General features: G+C 62.7%; 14 protein-coding genes. 5 read left to right on the top strand and 9 right to left on the bottom strand.

Annotation, left to right across the window (positions count from 1 at the left end; genetic code table 11):
* Nucleotide 1: 1 nt before the first annotated feature.
* From M2394_RS21415 to M2394_RS21390, 6 genes are all read right to left on the bottom strand, one after another.
* Nucleotides 2-1,609 carry a 5-guanidino-2-oxopentanoate decarboxylase gene (locus M2394_RS21415; RefSeq protein WP_259174472.1) on the bottom strand — a complete coding sequence of 536 codons (1,608 nt, stop codon included), beginning with the start codon at nucleotides 1,607-1,609 and terminating at the stop codon, nucleotides 2-4.
* Nucleotides 1,602-3,707: an acetate--CoA ligase family protein gene (locus M2394_RS21410; RefSeq protein WP_259174471.1), complete on the bottom strand. Its 2,106-nt coding sequence runs from the start codon at nucleotides 3,705-3,707 to the stop codon at nucleotides 1,602-1,604. The genes M2394_RS21415 and M2394_RS21410 overlap by 8 nt, the downstream gene beginning before the upstream one ends.
* Nucleotides 3,708-3,725: 18 nt before the next feature.
* A complete protein-coding gene (locus M2394_RS21405) occupies nucleotides 3,726-4,886 on the bottom strand; it encodes an acyl-CoA dehydrogenase family protein (protein ID WP_259174470.1) in 1,161 nt (386 codons plus the stop codon).
* A gap of 27 nt (nucleotides 4,887-4,913) precedes the next feature.
* Entirely contained in the window at nucleotides 4,914-5,705 is a 792-nt protein-coding gene (locus tag M2394_RS21400; protein WP_259174469.1) for an enoyl-CoA hydratase/isomerase family protein, read from the bottom strand.
* A gap of 148 nt (nucleotides 5,706-5,853) precedes the next feature.
* Nucleotides 5,854-6,492 carry a TetR family transcriptional regulator C-terminal domain-containing protein gene (locus M2394_RS21395; protein WP_178924053.1) on the bottom strand — a complete coding sequence of 213 codons (639 nt, stop codon included), beginning with the start codon at nucleotides 6,490-6,492 and terminating at the stop codon, nucleotides 5,854-5,856.
* A 41-nt stretch (nucleotides 6,493-6,533) separates the two neighbouring features.
* Nucleotides 6,534-7,292, bottom strand: a complete 759-nt coding sequence (locus tag M2394_RS21390; protein WP_178924052.1) for a class II aldolase/adducin family protein — start codon at nucleotides 7,290-7,292, stop codon at nucleotides 6,534-6,536.
* A 164-nt stretch (nucleotides 7,293-7,456) separates the two neighbouring features.
* Here M2394_RS21390 and M2394_RS21385 point away from each other — a divergent pair, with 164 nt between their 5' ends.
* The 4 genes from M2394_RS21385 (at nucleotide 7,457) to M2394_RS21370 (ending at nucleotide 11,116) form a co-directional block, all read left to right on the top strand.
* On the top strand, nucleotides 7,457-9,412 hold the full coding sequence (locus M2394_RS21385; RefSeq protein ID WP_259174467.1) for an FAD-dependent oxidoreductase: 1,956 nt from the start codon (nucleotides 7,457-7,459) through the stop codon (nucleotides 9,410-9,412).
* A complete protein-coding gene (locus tag M2394_RS21380) occupies nucleotides 9,400-9,978 on the top strand; it encodes a cupin domain-containing protein (protein ID WP_178924048.1) in 579 nt (192 codons plus the stop codon). Before M2394_RS21385 ends, M2394_RS21380 begins: the two co-directional genes overlap by 13 nt.
* A gap of 122 nt (nucleotides 9,979-10,100) precedes the next feature.
* Nucleotides 10,101-10,301 (top strand): hypothetical protein, encoded by a 201-nt coding sequence (locus tag M2394_RS21375; protein WP_178924047.1) that lies wholly within the window; start codon nucleotides 10,101-10,103, stop codon nucleotides 10,299-10,301.
* On the top strand, nucleotides 10,289-11,116 hold the full coding sequence (locus M2394_RS21370) for a hypothetical protein (protein ID WP_259174466.1): 828 nt from the start codon (nucleotides 10,289-10,291) through the stop codon (nucleotides 11,114-11,116). The genes M2394_RS21375 and M2394_RS21370 overlap by 13 nt, the downstream gene beginning before the upstream one ends.
* Nucleotides 11,117-11,132: 16 nt before the next feature.
* Here the strand turns inward: M2394_RS21370 and M2394_RS21365 are convergent, their stop codons facing one another.
* The 3 genes from M2394_RS21365 to M2394_RS21355 form a co-directional block, all read right to left on the bottom strand.
* Nucleotides 11,133-11,885, bottom strand: coding sequence for an outer membrane protein (locus M2394_RS21365; RefSeq protein WP_259174465.1), 753 nt, complete (start codon nucleotides 11,883-11,885; stop codon nucleotides 11,133-11,135).
* 126 nt (nucleotides 11,886-12,011) lie between these two features.
* Nucleotides 12,012-12,608: a DUF3455 domain-containing protein gene (locus M2394_RS21360; protein WP_259174464.1), complete on the bottom strand. Its 597-nt coding sequence runs from the start codon at nucleotides 12,606-12,608 to the stop codon at nucleotides 12,012-12,014.
* Between the two features lie 112 nt (nucleotides 12,609-12,720).
* The gene (locus tag M2394_RS21355) at nucleotides 12,721-13,419 is read right to left on the bottom strand and encodes a hypothetical protein (protein WP_178924041.1); all 699 of its coding nucleotides are present in this window, start codon (nucleotides 13,417-13,419) and stop codon (nucleotides 12,721-12,723) included.
* Nucleotides 13,420-13,703: 284 nt separating this feature from the next.
* On the opposite strand from M2394_RS21355, the gene M2394_RS21350 reads away from it, so the two are divergent.
* The gene (locus M2394_RS21350) at nucleotides 13,704-14,552 is read left to right on the top strand and encodes a hypothetical protein (protein WP_178924040.1); all 849 of its coding nucleotides are present in this window, start codon (nucleotides 13,704-13,706) and stop codon (nucleotides 14,550-14,552) included.
* Nucleotides 14,553-14,555 lie beyond the last annotated feature (3 nt).

Below are 14,555 nucleotides of genomic sequence, written 5' to 3'. Positions count from 1 at the left end.
GTCAACAGGCATAGGCATGTTTCAGCTCGATCAAGGTCACGCCATTGCGTTTGAAACCATTGCGCAAGTCCGTCTGCAATTCATCCAGGTTGTGTGGCTGGTTCACGGTGCAGCCGAACGCCTGGGCGAACAGCGCAAAATCCGGGTTGCGCGGCAGTACGCCGATGGGCTCGATGTCGAGGCTCAGCATGTCATCGCGAATCTGGCCCAGGGCGTCGTTGTTCCACAGCAGTACCACCAGCGGGCTGTCTAGTTCTTCGACCGCGGTGGCCAGTTCCTGGGCGGTGTAGAGAAAACCGCCATCGCCCACCAGCACCAGGCCCGGCCGCTGCGGCGCGCCGAACTTGGCGCCGATGCCGGCCGGCAAACCGTAGCCGAGGGTGCCGTAGCCCGTGGGGTGCAGCCAACTGCGCGGCGCTCGGCTCTGGTAGGCGTAATTGCCGGTGTAGGCCAGTTGGGTCATGTCGCTGCTGATGAACGCGTTGGCCGGCAGCTCGGCCGCGATGCGGTCGAGAATGGCCTGGTGAATCGACTGCAACGGACCATGCCCAAGCTCGACGGCCTGCAGCAGTGTCGCAACTTTTTCAACCGCCTCGGCGGGGTCACGCGATATCGACGGCAAGCGTTCCAGCAACGCCAACAGCGTCTGCTGGGCATCACCGCGCAACGCCACCGCGCAGGGGTAGAAATCATTGAACTTGCGCGGGTCGATATCCACCCGCAACAGCTCTCCGGTGAGGGGCAAGCGCTCGCGCCAATAATCGGTGTCGGCCATTTCCGTGCCGACGGCCAGCACCACATCCGCCTCACTGATCAGTTGCCAACCGGGTTCCACGCACAGGGTCGAACCGGCATTCAGCGGGTCATTGATCGGCAACAGCCCCTTGCCCGCCACACTGGTGAAAAACGGCGCGGCCAATTGCGTGCTCAAGCGCTGCAAGGCTTCACCGGCACCCAGCGCGCCGCCACCGGCAATGATCATCGGCCGTTTGGCCGCCGCGAGCTTGGCCACCGCCTGCTCCAACGCCTCGATCGATGGCAGGCCGCGCCCCGGGCGGCGGACTACCTCGTTGCTCCAGTCACGCTTGATCGGCGCCGCCAGCACATCCAGCGGCACCGAGATGTGCACCGGACGCGGCCGTTCGCCGTCGAACACCGCGTAGGCCCGGGCGACCAGTTCAGGCAAATCTTCGGCGCTCAACGCCACCGCCGAAAATGCGGTGATCGGTGCCGTAATCGCCCGTTGGTCCTGGGTTTCATGCAGGATCCCCCACCCCTTGCCAAGGCTGGCGGTGCTGTTGACGCTGGAGATCACCAGCATCGGAATTGAATCGGCATAGGCCTGGCCGATGGCCGTGGCAGCATTGGTCACGCCGGGGCCGGTGATCACGAAGCACACCCCCGGCTTGCCGCTGACCCGCGCATAGCCGTCGGCCATGAAGCCGGCCCCCTGTTCGTGGCGTGTGAGCACATGGCGAATGCCACTGCCAGGCAGGCCCCGGTACAGCTCCAGGGTATGAACGCCGGGAATGCCGAAAACCGTGTCGACGCCGTAGTTGGCCAGCAGCCGCACCAGGGCCTGGCCACCTGTCATCGTCTTGTCAAACATGTTCACCTCCCAGGCGGATCAACGCATCGACCGCCGTGGCGCCGTGGGCGCTGACCAGCAGTGGGTTCACATCCAGTTCCAGCAAGCGCCCGGCGTTGGCACAGGCGTAATCGGCCACCGCACGGATCGCTGCGACCACGCTTTCGATGTCCGCCATGTCTCGCCCACGAAAGCCTTGCAGCAGGGTCGCACTGCGCAGGCTGAGCAAGGCGTTGCGGATTGCATCATCGGTGGTGGGCAGCAACAGGCTGCGACTGTCCTTGAGCAGTTCCACCAGAATGCCGCCCGCGCCAATGACCAGGGCCAGGCCGAAATCGTTTTCGCGCTTGATGCCCACGATCAACTCGGCCAGCGGTGGCGTGGCCATGGACTCCAACAACAACTGATCGAACACCACTGTCGGCGCGTACGCGGCGATGTGCTCACGCATCAGCGTAAGCGCAGTGCTCAGCGCGACCCCGTCCTTGAGGTTGAGCGCCACGGCGCCCGCTTCGGTTTTATGCGGCAAATCTGCACTGACCGCCTTGAGCACCAGCGGGTACCCCAGCAACTCGGCATCGCCCACGGCCCGCCCCGGCGTGCTCAGCACCCCGGCTGGCGTGGCCAGGCCAAAGGCGCGCAGGGCTTGCTTGGAAGCCCATTCGTCCAGCGCCAATCCCTGGCCGTCCAGGGCTTGCGGGCAGAGCGGTTCAAGGATCGATTCGCCACGCTCCAGCAAGGTACGGCGGGTGGTTTGATACGCCGCAATCCGCCCCCAGGCCGCGAGTGCATCCTCGACCCCTTGCAGCGCCGCAATGCCCTCGGCATGCAAACGTTGGCGGGCATGGGGCGGCAACAGTTCAGGAAACGCCGAGGTGACAAACCCGGTCTTGCCATGGCGGCCCAGGGCGTCGCAAAACAGTTCCAGCAAGAGGTCGCATTCCTTGCGCTCGCCGGTGAACTCGGCCGGGTAATCCAGCACCAGCATGGCCGCGTCGGCCTCGGTGCGCAGCGCTGTGTCGAGCATGGCGTTGAGGGCTTCACGGTCGCCCCAGATGGCGGTGGTGAAGTCCAGCGGGTTGACCAGGTTGGCGTAGCTGGGCAGCACCTGGGCCAGTTCGCCACGCTGGTCTTCGTCGAGTTTTGGCAGGGTGAGATGGTTGCGCTCGGCGTAGTCGGCAATCAGCCCGGCATCGCCACCGGAGCAGGCCAGTGCGATCAGGCTATGACCCGCAGGCAGGTTGCCGCACGCGGCGGCCTTGAGGGTCTCGACAAAACTCACCGGCCCGCTGACGCGAATCACCCCCAGCCGCGCAAACAGGCTGTCATACAGCGCATCGGAGCCGGACAACGAACTGGTGTGACTCAGGGCCAACTCGGCACCGATCTGCGACACGCCGGTTTTCAACGCGATGATCGGGATGCCTTTTTCCAACGCCTTGTGCGCCGCACGAGCAAAACCCGGCACATTCTTCAAGCCTTCCAGGTGCAAGCCGATAGCCGTGACGCGCGGTTCATCAAGCAGCACGTCCATCAATTCGGCAACGCCCAACTGCGCCTGGTTGCCCACCGACGCCATGTACGCCACGGGCAACGAGCGGTCGCTCATGGACAGGTTATAGGCGAAGTTGCCGCTCTGGGTCAGCACCGCCACCCCCTTCTCCACCGCCTTGCCGCCATGGGCCACCGGCCACAGCGCCGAGCTGTGCAGGTAGTCGAGCAGGCCGTAGCAGTTGGGACCGAGCAAGGCCATGTCGCCCGCAGCGGTTAACAGTTGTTGCTGCAGGGCCGCGCCGCTGGCCCCCGTTTCGGCAAACCCGGAGGCGTAGCAGATGGCGCCGCCGGTGCCGATGGCGGCCAGCTCGGCGACGCAGGTCAGCGTCAGTTCTCGGTTGGTGGCGATAAACACCGCATCCGGGCCGCAGGGCAAGTCCGCAACCCGGCGCACACAGGGGATGCCATCGAGGCTGTCGTGCTGCGGATTGACCAGCCACATCGGCCCGTCAAAACCACCCTCGGCACAGCGCTTGAGTGCGCGAGCCATGCTGCGTCCGCCCACAAAGGCCAGATGCCGGGGCGCCAGCAGGCGCTTGAGGTTGTCGCGAATAGCCTGGGACATAAGCGTTCTCCGCGCCGATCAGCGCAACAGTGGCCGCAACAGTTCGCGGGCGATGATATGGCGCTGTATTTCCGAGGTGCCCTCCCAGATCCGTTCGATCCGCGCGTTGCGCCAGATGCGCTCCACCGGACCTTCGTCCATCAAGCCCATGCCGCCGAAAATCTGCACGGCTTCATCGGCGACCTTGCCCAGGGTTTCACTGGCAAACAGCTTGGCCATGCCGGCCTCGCCGTCGGTCATGCTGCCCTGGTCCATCTTCCAGGCGGTGTGCAGGGTCAACAGCTCGGCGGCGCGGATTTGCGTGGCCATGTCGGCCAGCTTGAAGCTCACGCCCTGGTAGGTGCCGATCGGCTGGCCGAATTGCTTGCGGTCAGCCGCCCATTGCAGCGACACATCCAACGCCCGCTGGGCCTGGCCGACGCAATTGGCGGCGACCATCACACGGCCGGCCGTCAGCCAGGCATTGGCCACGTCCCAGCCCTTGCCGACTTCGCCCAGCACCTTTGACGCGGGTACGCGGCAGTCGTCGAAAAACATTTCATAGGTGTGGTAGCCACGGTTGCTCACGCACTTGGGGCCACGGCGGATGGTCATGCCCGGCGTACCGCGATCCACCAGGAACGAAGTCACTGCATTGCGCTGCCGGCCGTTGTGTTCGTAGGTGTCGGTGACCGCAAACACGATGGCGAAGTCGGCGTGCCCGGCATGGCTGATGAAGTGCTTGCTGCCGTTGATCACAAAGTCATCACCACTGCGCACGGCGCGGGTCTTGATGGCGTTGGCGTCAGAGCCGGCCCCGGGTTCGGTGAGGGCAAAGCAGTCGATCTTCTCGCCCCGGATGCACGGCAACAAATAGTCCTCGATCTGCGCGCCGGTGCAGGCCATGAGGATCTTGGAGGGGCGCGCGACAAACACGTGCAGCGCCCACGACACCTTCGACAACTCGCGTTCGATCAAGGCCTGGGACAAGTAGTCGAGGCCGCCGCCCCCCACCTCTTCCGGCATGTTGAAGGCATAGAAGCCGGCAGCAATCGCCTTGTGGCGGATCTGTGCGGCCAGTGCCGGCGAAACTTCGTCGGCGCGGTCCACGGCCTCTTCATGGGGCAGCAGTTCCTTGGCGACAAAACTGCGTACCGCGTCCACCAACATGTCTTGTTCTTGGCTGAGTTGGAAATTCATGGCGCTACCTGTTCGGAGGTGTTGTTGTTATTTGCCGCTGAAAATCGGAAGGCGTCTTTCCAGGGAGGCGCGCAAGGCTTCGGCACCGTCGGCGCTTCGCCCGCACAACAGGCCTGCGGCCAGTTCCGCCTGCAATTGCTCGGGCAGGCCGCGGTCGGCGCCCTCGCGGATCAGGGTCTTGGTCTGGGCGAAGGCGAAGGTCGGGCCGTTGGCCAGGCGTCCTGCCAGTTCAAGGGTGTGGGCCTGCAGTTGGTCATCGGCGACCACTTCGCCCACCAGCCCGGCAGCCAGCGCACGGTCGGCGCTCCACAGCTCATCCAGGAACAACAGGCGCTTGGCTTGCTCGCTGCCGATCAGGCGCGGCAAGTGCCAGCTGGCACCGGCGTCCGGCGAGTAGGCCATGCTGGTGTAGCCGGCCTTGAAGCGTGCTGATTGAGCGGCGACGCGCAGGTCGCAGCACAGGGTCAGGTCCATGCCGGCGCCGACGGCGGTGCCGTTGATTGCGGCAATCGTGGGTTTGTCGAGGGTGTGCAGGCGGGTCATCAGGGCGTGGGCGGTCTCGGTCCAGCCGTAGGTTTCCAGGGCGCCACGGGCTTCGGCATCGGCCCATTCCGCCAGGTCGGCACCGGCGCAGAAGCTGCGGCCACTGCCGGTCAACACCACCACACGCACGCTGGCGTCGGCATTGAAACCGTCAAGCAAGGCATGCAGGTGCTTGAGGGTGGGGATATCGAGCGCATTGCGCTGGGGCCCACGGTTGAGGGTGATCCAGGCAACGCCTGCTTGCACGGCGGTGAGCACGGGCGAATCGATCGTCATGGCTTCCTCGAATTATTTTAATTGGCTTGAGGGGTGCGACATGGCGAGATACTAAACGAGTGTTCAGTAAGGTGGCAATCGGCAAACTGCAAATATTTTCAGAGGGGAGATGCCAGCCCGGACAGTGCGCCCAGGCGGCAAGGAGGGCTCAGGGTTTCAGCTGATAGCGCTGGCGACCGGCGCCCTGCAGGCCGTCGACCCAGGCCTCGCAGATCTGGATGCCCTGCTGCGGGGTAAAGGTGCCGGGGTTGAGCCCCGACTCCAGCCACAATCCGTCAAGCAAGGCGCTCAAGCCGATGGCGGCAAGGTCGGCATCGAAGTGTTCCCAGCCCTCCTCCCTCGCCATGTCGGTCAGTGCCGAACGCATGATGGTGCGGTACTCGCCATAGGAATGTTCGTGGGCCAGGTTGATGGCAGGCGCGGTCTTGACCGCGCCCCAAAACACCAGCCAGGCATCCAGCAGGTGCGGGTCGAGCAGCTCCGGGGAAAACGAGCCACGGAACAGCGCCGACAATCGCTCCCGCGGGTTCGGCGGCGCCTTGGCCATGGTCTCGCGCAACAGGCTCATGACCTGGTCCGTGATGGTGCGATAGGCCTCGGCGACCAGCTCATCCTTGCCTGAATAGTGATGGCTGATCAGCCCCACCGACACCCCGGCCTCGGCACTGATCTTGCGAATCGACGCGCCCTGGAAGCCGTCGCGCTTGAGGCACGTCAGCGTGGCCTGGACCAGATTGGCCTTGCGCACTTCCGGGTCCATCCGGGAAAAACGGGATTCCTGGGTCATGCGGGGGTTTCCTGCAGTTGAGTCGGCAGCCAGACTCTACATCAGTCCCGGTAACCCGGCGACACCCGATCCAGCATCCGCAGCAACGCCGCCCAGGCCAATTGCATGGCGTCCAGGTCAACCAGTTCGCCCTCCTCCCGTGGCCGGTCAGGGTTGTTGAATTGCTGTTCGGTGTAGGCACATACCTCGGCAGACGGCAGGATCAGCGTGCCGCAGGCCTGGGCGGCGATCTGGATATCGCAGGCTTTCTCCAGGTAGTACATGCGCAGGAACGCCTGGCTGACGGTCTCGCCCACCGTGAGCAAGCCATGGTTGCGCAGCATCAGCACCGGTTTGTCACCGAGGTCGGCCACCAGTCGCCGCTGCTCGTCCATGTCCAGGGCGACGCCTTCGTAGTCGTGATAGGCAACCTTGCCGTAGAACTCCATGGAGATCTGGTTGACCGGCAACAGCCCGCACTCCAGCGCCGCCACCGCGCAGCCCGCACGGGTGTGAGTGTGCAGCACGCACTGGGCGTCTTCACGAGCGCCATGGATCGCACTGTGGATGACAAAACCAGCCGGGTTGACCGCATAGGCCGAGGGTTCCACCGCACGCCCATCCAGGCCGATCTTCACCAGGCTGGAGGCGGTGATCTCATCGAACATCAGCCCGTAGGGGTTGATCAGGAAGTGATGGTCCGGCCCGGGGATGCGCACCGAAATGTGGGTAAAGATCAGGTCGCTCATGCGGTAGTGCGCAATCAAGCGGTAGCACGCTGCAAGCTCTTCACGCAGTTGCTGTTCGGTGGAGTGAGTCATTTTTATGCTCCGGGCGGGGTGGGTGGTGCCGACGCTAATCCACTCTTCAGTAGAAAAACAAGCACCTCTGAAAAACCAGCTCCAGTAAAAAAACAGGTTGATTTTTTACTGGCGCTCGCCTCCTATAGAAAAATAACAATAATCGCGCCTGGAGTATTCGCACCATGTCGCACACTGCCTTTCCCCATCTGTTCGAGCCCCTGCAACTGCGGGGAAAACGCCTGAAAAACCGCATCATGTCCAGCGGGCACGACACGTCGATGCCCACCGACAACCGGGTCAACCCGCAGTTGATTGCCTACCACCGGGCCCGCGCAGCTGGCGGCGTGGGGCTGATTGTTTTGCAGGTGGCCGGGGTGCACGACAGCGCGCGGTACACCTCCCATGTGCTGATGGCCACGGACGATGCCTGCATCGACGGCTACCGCGAACTGGCCGAGACCTGCCATGCCCACGGCACGGTGGTGTTGTCGCAGATCTTTCACCCGGGCCGCGAAATCATGGAGTCGGCCGATGGCCTGCTGGCAGTGGCGTACTCCGCGTCAGGGGTGCCCAACGAACGGTTCCGGGTGATGCCTCGGGCGCTGGACCAGCCGATGATCGACGAGATCGTCGCGGGCTACGCGGCAGCAGCCTCGCGGTTGCATCAAGCGGGGATCGACGGCGTGGAAGTGGTTGCGAGCCATGGGTACTTGCCGGCGCAGTTTCTCAACCCACGGGTCAACCGGCGCACCGACGGGTACAACGGTTCGCTTGAGCAACGGCTGAGGTTTCTGCGGGAAATCATCGCCGCCGTGCGGCAAGCCACCGACATGCACTTCATCATCGGCCTGCGTATTTCGGCCGACGAGCGCGATGCCGACGGCCTCACCGAAAGTGAATCCCTGGAAGCGGTGCAGAGCCTGCAAATGCAGCTGGATTATGTGCATATCGTCGCGGGTACGTCGGCGTCGCTGGGGGGCGCGATTCATATCGTGCCGCCCATGGCGATTGCCGCCGCGTACCTGGCAGATGAGGCGGCCGCGTTCAAGGCCAGCCTGTCGATTCCGCTATTTGTCACCGGGCGAATCAACCAGCCCCAGGAGGCCGAGTTGATCCTGGCGCGAGGCCAGGCCGATGTGTGCGGTATGACGCGCGCGCTGATCTGCGACCCGTTGATGCCAGCCAAAACCCTCGACGGTCATGCCGAGGATGTACGGGCATGCATTGCCTGCAACCAGGCGTGTATCGGTCACTTTCACAAGGGGTTGCCGATCTCCTGCATCCAGCATCCGGAGACCGGCCGCGAGCTGCAATTCGGCGACCTGCGCCCAGCGATGACGCGCAAGCGCGTGATGGTGGTCGGCGGTGGCCCGGCCGGGATGAAAGCAGCGGCCGTGGCGGCGCAACGCGGGCACGCGGTGACACTTTATGAAGCCAGTGGGCAATTGGGTGGCCAGGTGCTTCTGGCGCAGTTGCTGCCACGGCGCAGCGAGTTCGGCGGCGCCAGCACCAACCTGCAACGGGAGATGGAGTTGGCGGGCGTACGCGTGGTGCGCAATACGCGGGTTGATCGCGCCCTGGTGGAGCGGGAAACGCCCGATCACGTGATCATCGCCACCGGCGCCGAACCCTATTGGCCCGCCTTCGAACAAGGGGGCGAGCTGCAAGTGGTCGACGCCTGGCAAGTGCTGCGCGGCGAGGTTGAACTGGGTCGTTCGGTGGTGGTGGTCGACTGGCGCTGCGACTGGATCGGCCCTGGCATTGCCGAACGTCTGGTGCGCGCCGGCCACGCCGTGCAACTGGCGGTCAACGGTACGCATTGCGGGGAAAACTTGCCGCTGTATGTGCGCGATCAGCTGGCCGGCGAGCTGCACCGCCTGGGCATCCCGATCATTCCCTACGCCCGCCTCTACGGCTGCGATGACAGCACCGTGTACCTGCAACACACCGCCAGCGGTGAGCCGATGTTGCTCGAATCGGTCGACACCCTGGTGTTGTGCCAAGGCCATCAGCCGGTAGACACTCTGGGCGCACAATTACATGGGTTGGTGCCCTTCGATCGCATCGGCGATTGCCTGGCACCGCGCACCGCCGAAGAGGCGATCTATGAAGGACTGAAGGTAGCGTGGACGCTTTGAACGACGAATCAGCGCAATTGTTTCTGGGCACCCGTATTCGCGGCCTGCGCAAGGCTCGCGGCCTGACACTGACGGACCTGGCACAGATGAGCGAATTGACCGCTGGCTACCTGAGCCAGCTGGAGCGCAACCTGGCTTATCCGTCGATCCCGGCACTGTTTAATATCGCCCGCAGCCTGGGGGTGACCATCCAGTGGTTCTTCGCCAGCGAAACCGTGCCGGCAGCGGAGGACGAAGGTTATGTGGTGCGCAGGAGCAACCGCCAGAGCATTCGCTACGAAGACGGCATTGTCGACCAACTGCTGACGCCGTTGCCCAATCACCAGCTCGAAATGCTGCACTCGTGCTTTCCTCCGGGCACCTACAGCCAAGAGAGCTACAGCCATGAGGGTGAGGAAGCCGGGTACGTACTGAGTGGGCAGTTTGAGTTGTGGGTGGGTGAGCGGCGCTTTTTGCTGGATGAGGGTGACAGTTTCAGCTTTGCCAGCAACGAGCCCCATCGCTACGGCAACCCGGGCAAGGTGGAAACCGTGGTGATCTGGGTGATAACACCGCCGACATTTTAAGCCGTTGATGGGAATGGAGACCTTTCCTACGGGAACCGGCGACAGTGGCGTGACGGCCATCAGTGGTGAAGGCCTGGGAGCGCTTGCTATAAAACTGGCTACTTCTTTTCGAGGTTGTGGCTATGTTTGGATTGCATCTGCTGTGCAGTAAACCCACCCCGGATGAACTGGCGACCGCGAAGGCCGTCAAGTCGCTCAAGACCTGGAAGATCACGGGCAGGTACATCTCGCTGGACCCCGTCGAGATCATGTCCTCGCAAAACTATCGGAATGCGATACGCCAGATCCGCAAAATGGAGACTGACGAATCATGGGCCTGCTAATCATTCTGCCACTGCTGGTCAGCGGTTATCTGGTCTGCATCAAACACCCCTATTACTACTGCCGCCTGCATCGCTTCGATGGGCAGTTACTTTATCTGCAGGTAGCGCGACTGGGAGTCGCTTGCCTGCTTGCAGCCACCTTCTTGAGTGCTCTAGTACTGGTCGTGTCAAAACAGAACCTGTACGCGGGCGGTAGGTTGGTCCCGACCGACTACAGTGACTATCTGGGTTCCCAGTTGGTGCAACTCGATATTGCCAATGAAAAAAACTGCACGCTCTGGGTGTTCCTGCTGCAAGTCGGGCTGACATCGATGCTCATGCCTTTTTGCTGGGCAAGGTTGTATGTCCTGTCCAAAAGCAGCCGCCTGAGTCTCGAAAATGCCACGCAGTTGGACTGGCAGTTGACCCTCGGCATTCTTGAAGGCACACCGTTCAAGACGTTGCTCAAGGAGTCGATTCAACAACAAGTGCCGTGCATGTTCAGTTTCAGTGACCGAAAAGTGTATGTAGGCATTGTTGCCGTGGTTGGCGGGCCGACTGAGTCGGACGGTGTGGACCACGCCTTCACCCTGATCCCCCTGCTCAGCGGCTACCGCGACAAAGACACGCTCGAAGTCACGCTCAATACCCACTACGCAAACGTGATCACACCGGCCCCCATCATGCTTATCCAGGAAAACGTCGTCTCGGCCACGCGCTTCGACTTCACCACCTGGAACACCTTCCAGTCCCGCAAACACCGCAAGGCGCGCCAGGGTCAGTTCTACCAACACCGACCGGCGCGCCCATTGAAAGCCTCACGCGCCTGCGCCTGAGGCCCTGTGCAGCACGTCAATCAAACTTCCAGTTCAGCCCCACGCGTAGCATCTGCCCATCGTTCTTGAACTTGGAATCGTACCCGGTGCCCGCCCCGCCACTGCCGGGAATCACCGCCACGTTCAGCTTGTCTTCGCCCAGGTCGTAGTACAGGTATTCGGTCTTGAACGACAGGTTCTGGGTAACCGCCTGTTCGATACCGGCGCCCACGGTGTAACCCATCTTGAAGTGGCTTTGATCACCGCTGAACTGGGTATTGCCGGTAGGGCCGAACATGTCGACGCTCTGGCTGGTTTCACCGTAGGCCAAACCGGCCGTGCCGTAGATCAGGGTGTGGTCGAAGGCATAACCGAAGCGGCCGCGCAGGGTACCGAGGTACTTGATCTTCGATTCGAATTTATTGTTCAGCGCCAAGTGAGTGTTGAGTTGCGAGGTGCCGATAGTGCGGCTGTCTTGCAGGTCGGTGTGGGAGATATCGGCCTCGATGCCGGCAACCCATTGGCCAAACTGGTAGTTGTAGCCGATCTGCGCACCGCCCAGCAGGCCATTGCGGTCCAGGTCGACCCGCCCCGGGCGGGCGCCACCGTTGATATTGGCGATGTTCGGTGCCGCCTGGCCCTTGGTGTTGACGTCACCGTCGCCACCAAAGCCGTAGCCGGCACTCAAGCCACCGTAGAAACCGGTCCAGTCGGTGGGGCCTTCGGCCGCTTGGGCGCAGGCGCAAGCCACCACAGTGAGCGCAGTAACGGCGAGTAAACGAGTGATCATGTAAAAGCTCCTGGTTTTTTTGGTTGATTGACAGGCACAGCGTTGCCGCACGCCGAATGGGATCGGCGCAAAGCGTGAATCCAGATAAGGGGTTGTCAGTACCGAACCGAGCGGTTCGGGGTGAAGCTATTGGCCGAGGAAGCGGTAGTCGGCGCTGTAGGGTTCCACGTGCAGTTCACCGGCTTGCTCGCAGCTGCCACTGAACACACCGCCCAACGTATGCAAGCGCTCCACGGCAACCACCTGCGCCAGCCCACCTTCGCCCTGATGGTCGACCACCCCCAGGCGCAACAGCGGGATGTCCTTTGGGCCGGCCCCCGGGGCCTGGGCAAGCACCTTGCCCACTACCGCACTGCGGTCATCCAGCTGCCAGGTCGGCCCGGCGAAATGCCGGCCGACGGTCTTGCCGTTGATCATCAACGTGGCCAGCGGCTCGCGAAACTGCCAGCTCAACTGACCGTTGCTGTCCTTGGTGCAGGTGTAGATCTGCACACCCGTGGCCTGCACGGTCATCAGCACATGTTTCGCTGCCCCCGCGGCCGATTCCGGGAGGTCCTGGGCCTGGGCACGCTGTGCGTCAATCGCACAGAGCACCAGCACCACCAGGCCAATCACCTGCAGTGCCATCAACGCCAGGCGATTGCGGCGCGCTACAACGTCGGGGTCGGTGTTGCTCATTGTTCGTCTGCCGGAAGAAGGGTCGAGAAGGGTCTGGTCAATCATTTTTGGGATCCATCAGTAGTCGATCGCGGCGGGTTATCAGCGTCTGCAGGATGAACAACCGACCCGAAGTATTTATTCCCGATTTTTTCCAGACCCGGCGAAAACGCCTCGCCTACCAGACCTCCACCTTCAGCTCCGCACGTTGGCTGGCGGGCATCGGCAACGGCTTGCCGCTGTGCACCACGCCATGTCGCGGCGATTCACGCTTGAGGTTCGGCACCGGTATCCGCCCCCCGCCGCGCACGGTTTGCGCACCATTCATCTGGAACTTGCCGTACGCAAAGTTCAGCCCCACACCGTTCTGACGCTGGAAGTAAATCCACCAGCGGCCCTCTTCGAACTTCATGAAGGCAAAGCCTCGTGGGTAGGCATCTTCGCCATAGTCATCGAATGTCATTGCGGTGGCGAAACCCAGGCCATGCCCATCAAAACGGCTCAGGTACTCCTTGTTCAGGTAATCGCTGCCGCCCTGCACATGGAACACCCGGTAGGTGGTGTCGTCGATGTGGTCGATCAAGATCGAACAACCGCTGAAATCCGGCGTGAACACGTAGCCGGTCGCGCCAGGGTTGGCAGGAATGTCACAGAAACTGCCCTGGGGTACCCAGTGCCCCATCAGCGGCCGCTCGACCTTGCCGTACTCCCCCGGTTTATCCAGGGTCGCCAGGCGAAAGCCACCGGCTTTGTGATCGTTGACGTCAAACACATTCAGGCCGGCAACCAACCCGGAAGGAATACGCTTGGCCGTCATGAAGTTCTGTTGCAGAAAGGTCTTGGTGGATGAAAACGCGTTCATGCATTTAGTGGACATAGGGGCTCCGGGCAGAGGGCCAAGCAGTTGGAAAACGCAGGCGTGTCGCCGCTTCTTGAACAGCGTTCGAATCACGGGAAACCATCAAAAGAACACCCTCCCCCGACGCTTTATTCCATGATTTCGCTTAATCGAAATCAGCGATTTCCATGCAGATAATTGTCTTCTTCCTTCGCCCTTCCAGCCGGTAGCCTTCGGCCCTGCGATGCCTTGCGCACGCATGAACACCGGCTGTACCCACAGCATCGGTGCCTGACCCCAAGTGTTCGATAGATGGCGCCAACGTGAAGAAACTTTCGATTGCCCTACTCCTCACCAGCCTGCTGCCCCTTGCGCTGGCACACGCGGCGCCGGCCAGCATTGCCGTGATCGCCTACGCGGAAAAACCGCTGAAGCTGATCCGCGCCACTGCGCTGTATACCGTCGGCCCCGGCACCCGCCTGCAAGGTGGCGACATCCTGCAAACCGGCGCCGCCGGCATACAGATAGAAGGGTTCGCCGCAGCGACCCTGGCACTCGGGCCCGACACGCGCATCCTCATTGCGACCAACAGCAATGCCGCGCAGATCAACCTGCTCAATGGCTGGTTGAAGCTGCAACCCGTCGCGGGCAATAGCCACGGGAACCTGGCAGTCACCACCGGAGGGCTGGCGTTCAACCTCACCGGCAGCGCCAGCGTGATCCATGTAGGCAAGCACCAGACCGAGATGTTCGTCGAGGACGGCAGCCAAGTGGTCAACCAGCTCGACAACCGTGGCAAGGCCGACCGCAGCGTCACCCTGGGCCACGAAGACTTTGCCCAGCGCGACGGCGACGGGCCGCTCAGGAGTGTGCCGCGCCCCGAACAGGCGTTTATCGACGCCTTGCCGCCCCAGTTCCTCGACCCATTGGTGCCCCTCGGCAAAAAGGTTCCCAAGGCGGCTGAGCCTAAAAAAGAGCGCGACGTCACCTATGACGACATCGCGCCCTGGGTGGTCAGCCCGCTGAACCTCAGCCAGCAGATGCTCGCCAGCCGCTTTGCCCCGCGCCTTAACGACCCGGCGTTCCGCCAGGCGGTGAAGGTCAACCGCGGCGGCGTGCTGGAGTGGGAGCTGGAACTGCTGCGCCTGGAGCGCCGCAAGAATGCGCACTGATCC

The organism is Pseudomonas sp. BIGb0164, from assembly GCF_024810135.1.
GTDB lineage: Bacteria > Pseudomonadota > Gammaproteobacteria > Pseudomonadales > Pseudomonadaceae > Aquipseudomonas.
This window is presented reverse-complemented; position numbering and strand designations above follow the sequence as displayed.

Coding starts and splice junctions, on each gene's coding strand:
- M2394_RS21415 (WP_259174472.1), bottom strand. CDS start 1,609: ATGTTTGACAAGACGATGACAGGTGGCCAGGCCCTGGTGCGGCTGCTG.
- M2394_RS21410 (WP_259174471.1), bottom strand. CDS start 3,707: ATGTCCCAGGCTATTCGCGACAACCTCAAGCGCCTGCTGGCGCCCCGG.
- M2394_RS21405 (WP_259174470.1), bottom strand. CDS start 4,886: ATGAATTTCCAACTCAGCCAAGAACAAGACATGTTGGTGGACGCGGTA.
- M2394_RS21400 (WP_259174469.1), bottom strand. CDS start 5,705: ATGACGATCGATTCGCCCGTGCTCACCGCCGTGCAAGCAGGCGTTGCC.
- M2394_RS21395 (WP_178924053.1), bottom strand. CDS start 6,492: ATGACCCAGGAATCCCGTTTTTCCCGGATGGACCCGGAAGTGCGCAAG.
- M2394_RS21390 (WP_178924052.1), bottom strand. CDS start 7,292: ATGACTCACTCCACCGAACAGCAACTGCGTGAAGAGCTTGCAGCGTGC.
- M2394_RS21385 (WP_259174467.1), top strand. CDS start 7,457: ATGTCGCACACTGCCTTTCCCCATCTGTTCGAGCCCCTGCAACTGCGG.
- M2394_RS21375 (WP_178924047.1), top strand. CDS start 10,101: ATGTTTGGATTGCATCTGCTGTGCAGTAAACCCACCCCGGATGAACTG.
- M2394_RS21370 (WP_259174466.1), top strand. CDS start 10,289: ATGGGCCTGCTAATCATTCTGCCACTGCTGGTCAGCGGTTATCTGGTC.
- M2394_RS21365 (WP_259174465.1), bottom strand. CDS start 11,885: ATGATCACTCGTTTACTCGCCGTTACTGCGCTCACTGTGGTGGCTTGC.
- M2394_RS21360 (WP_259174464.1), bottom strand. CDS start 12,608: ATGATTGACCAGACCCTTCTCGACCCTTCTTCCGGCAGACGAACAATG.
- M2394_RS21355 (WP_178924041.1), bottom strand. CDS start 13,419: ATGTCCACTAAATGCATGAACGCGTTTTCATCCACCAAGACCTTTCTG.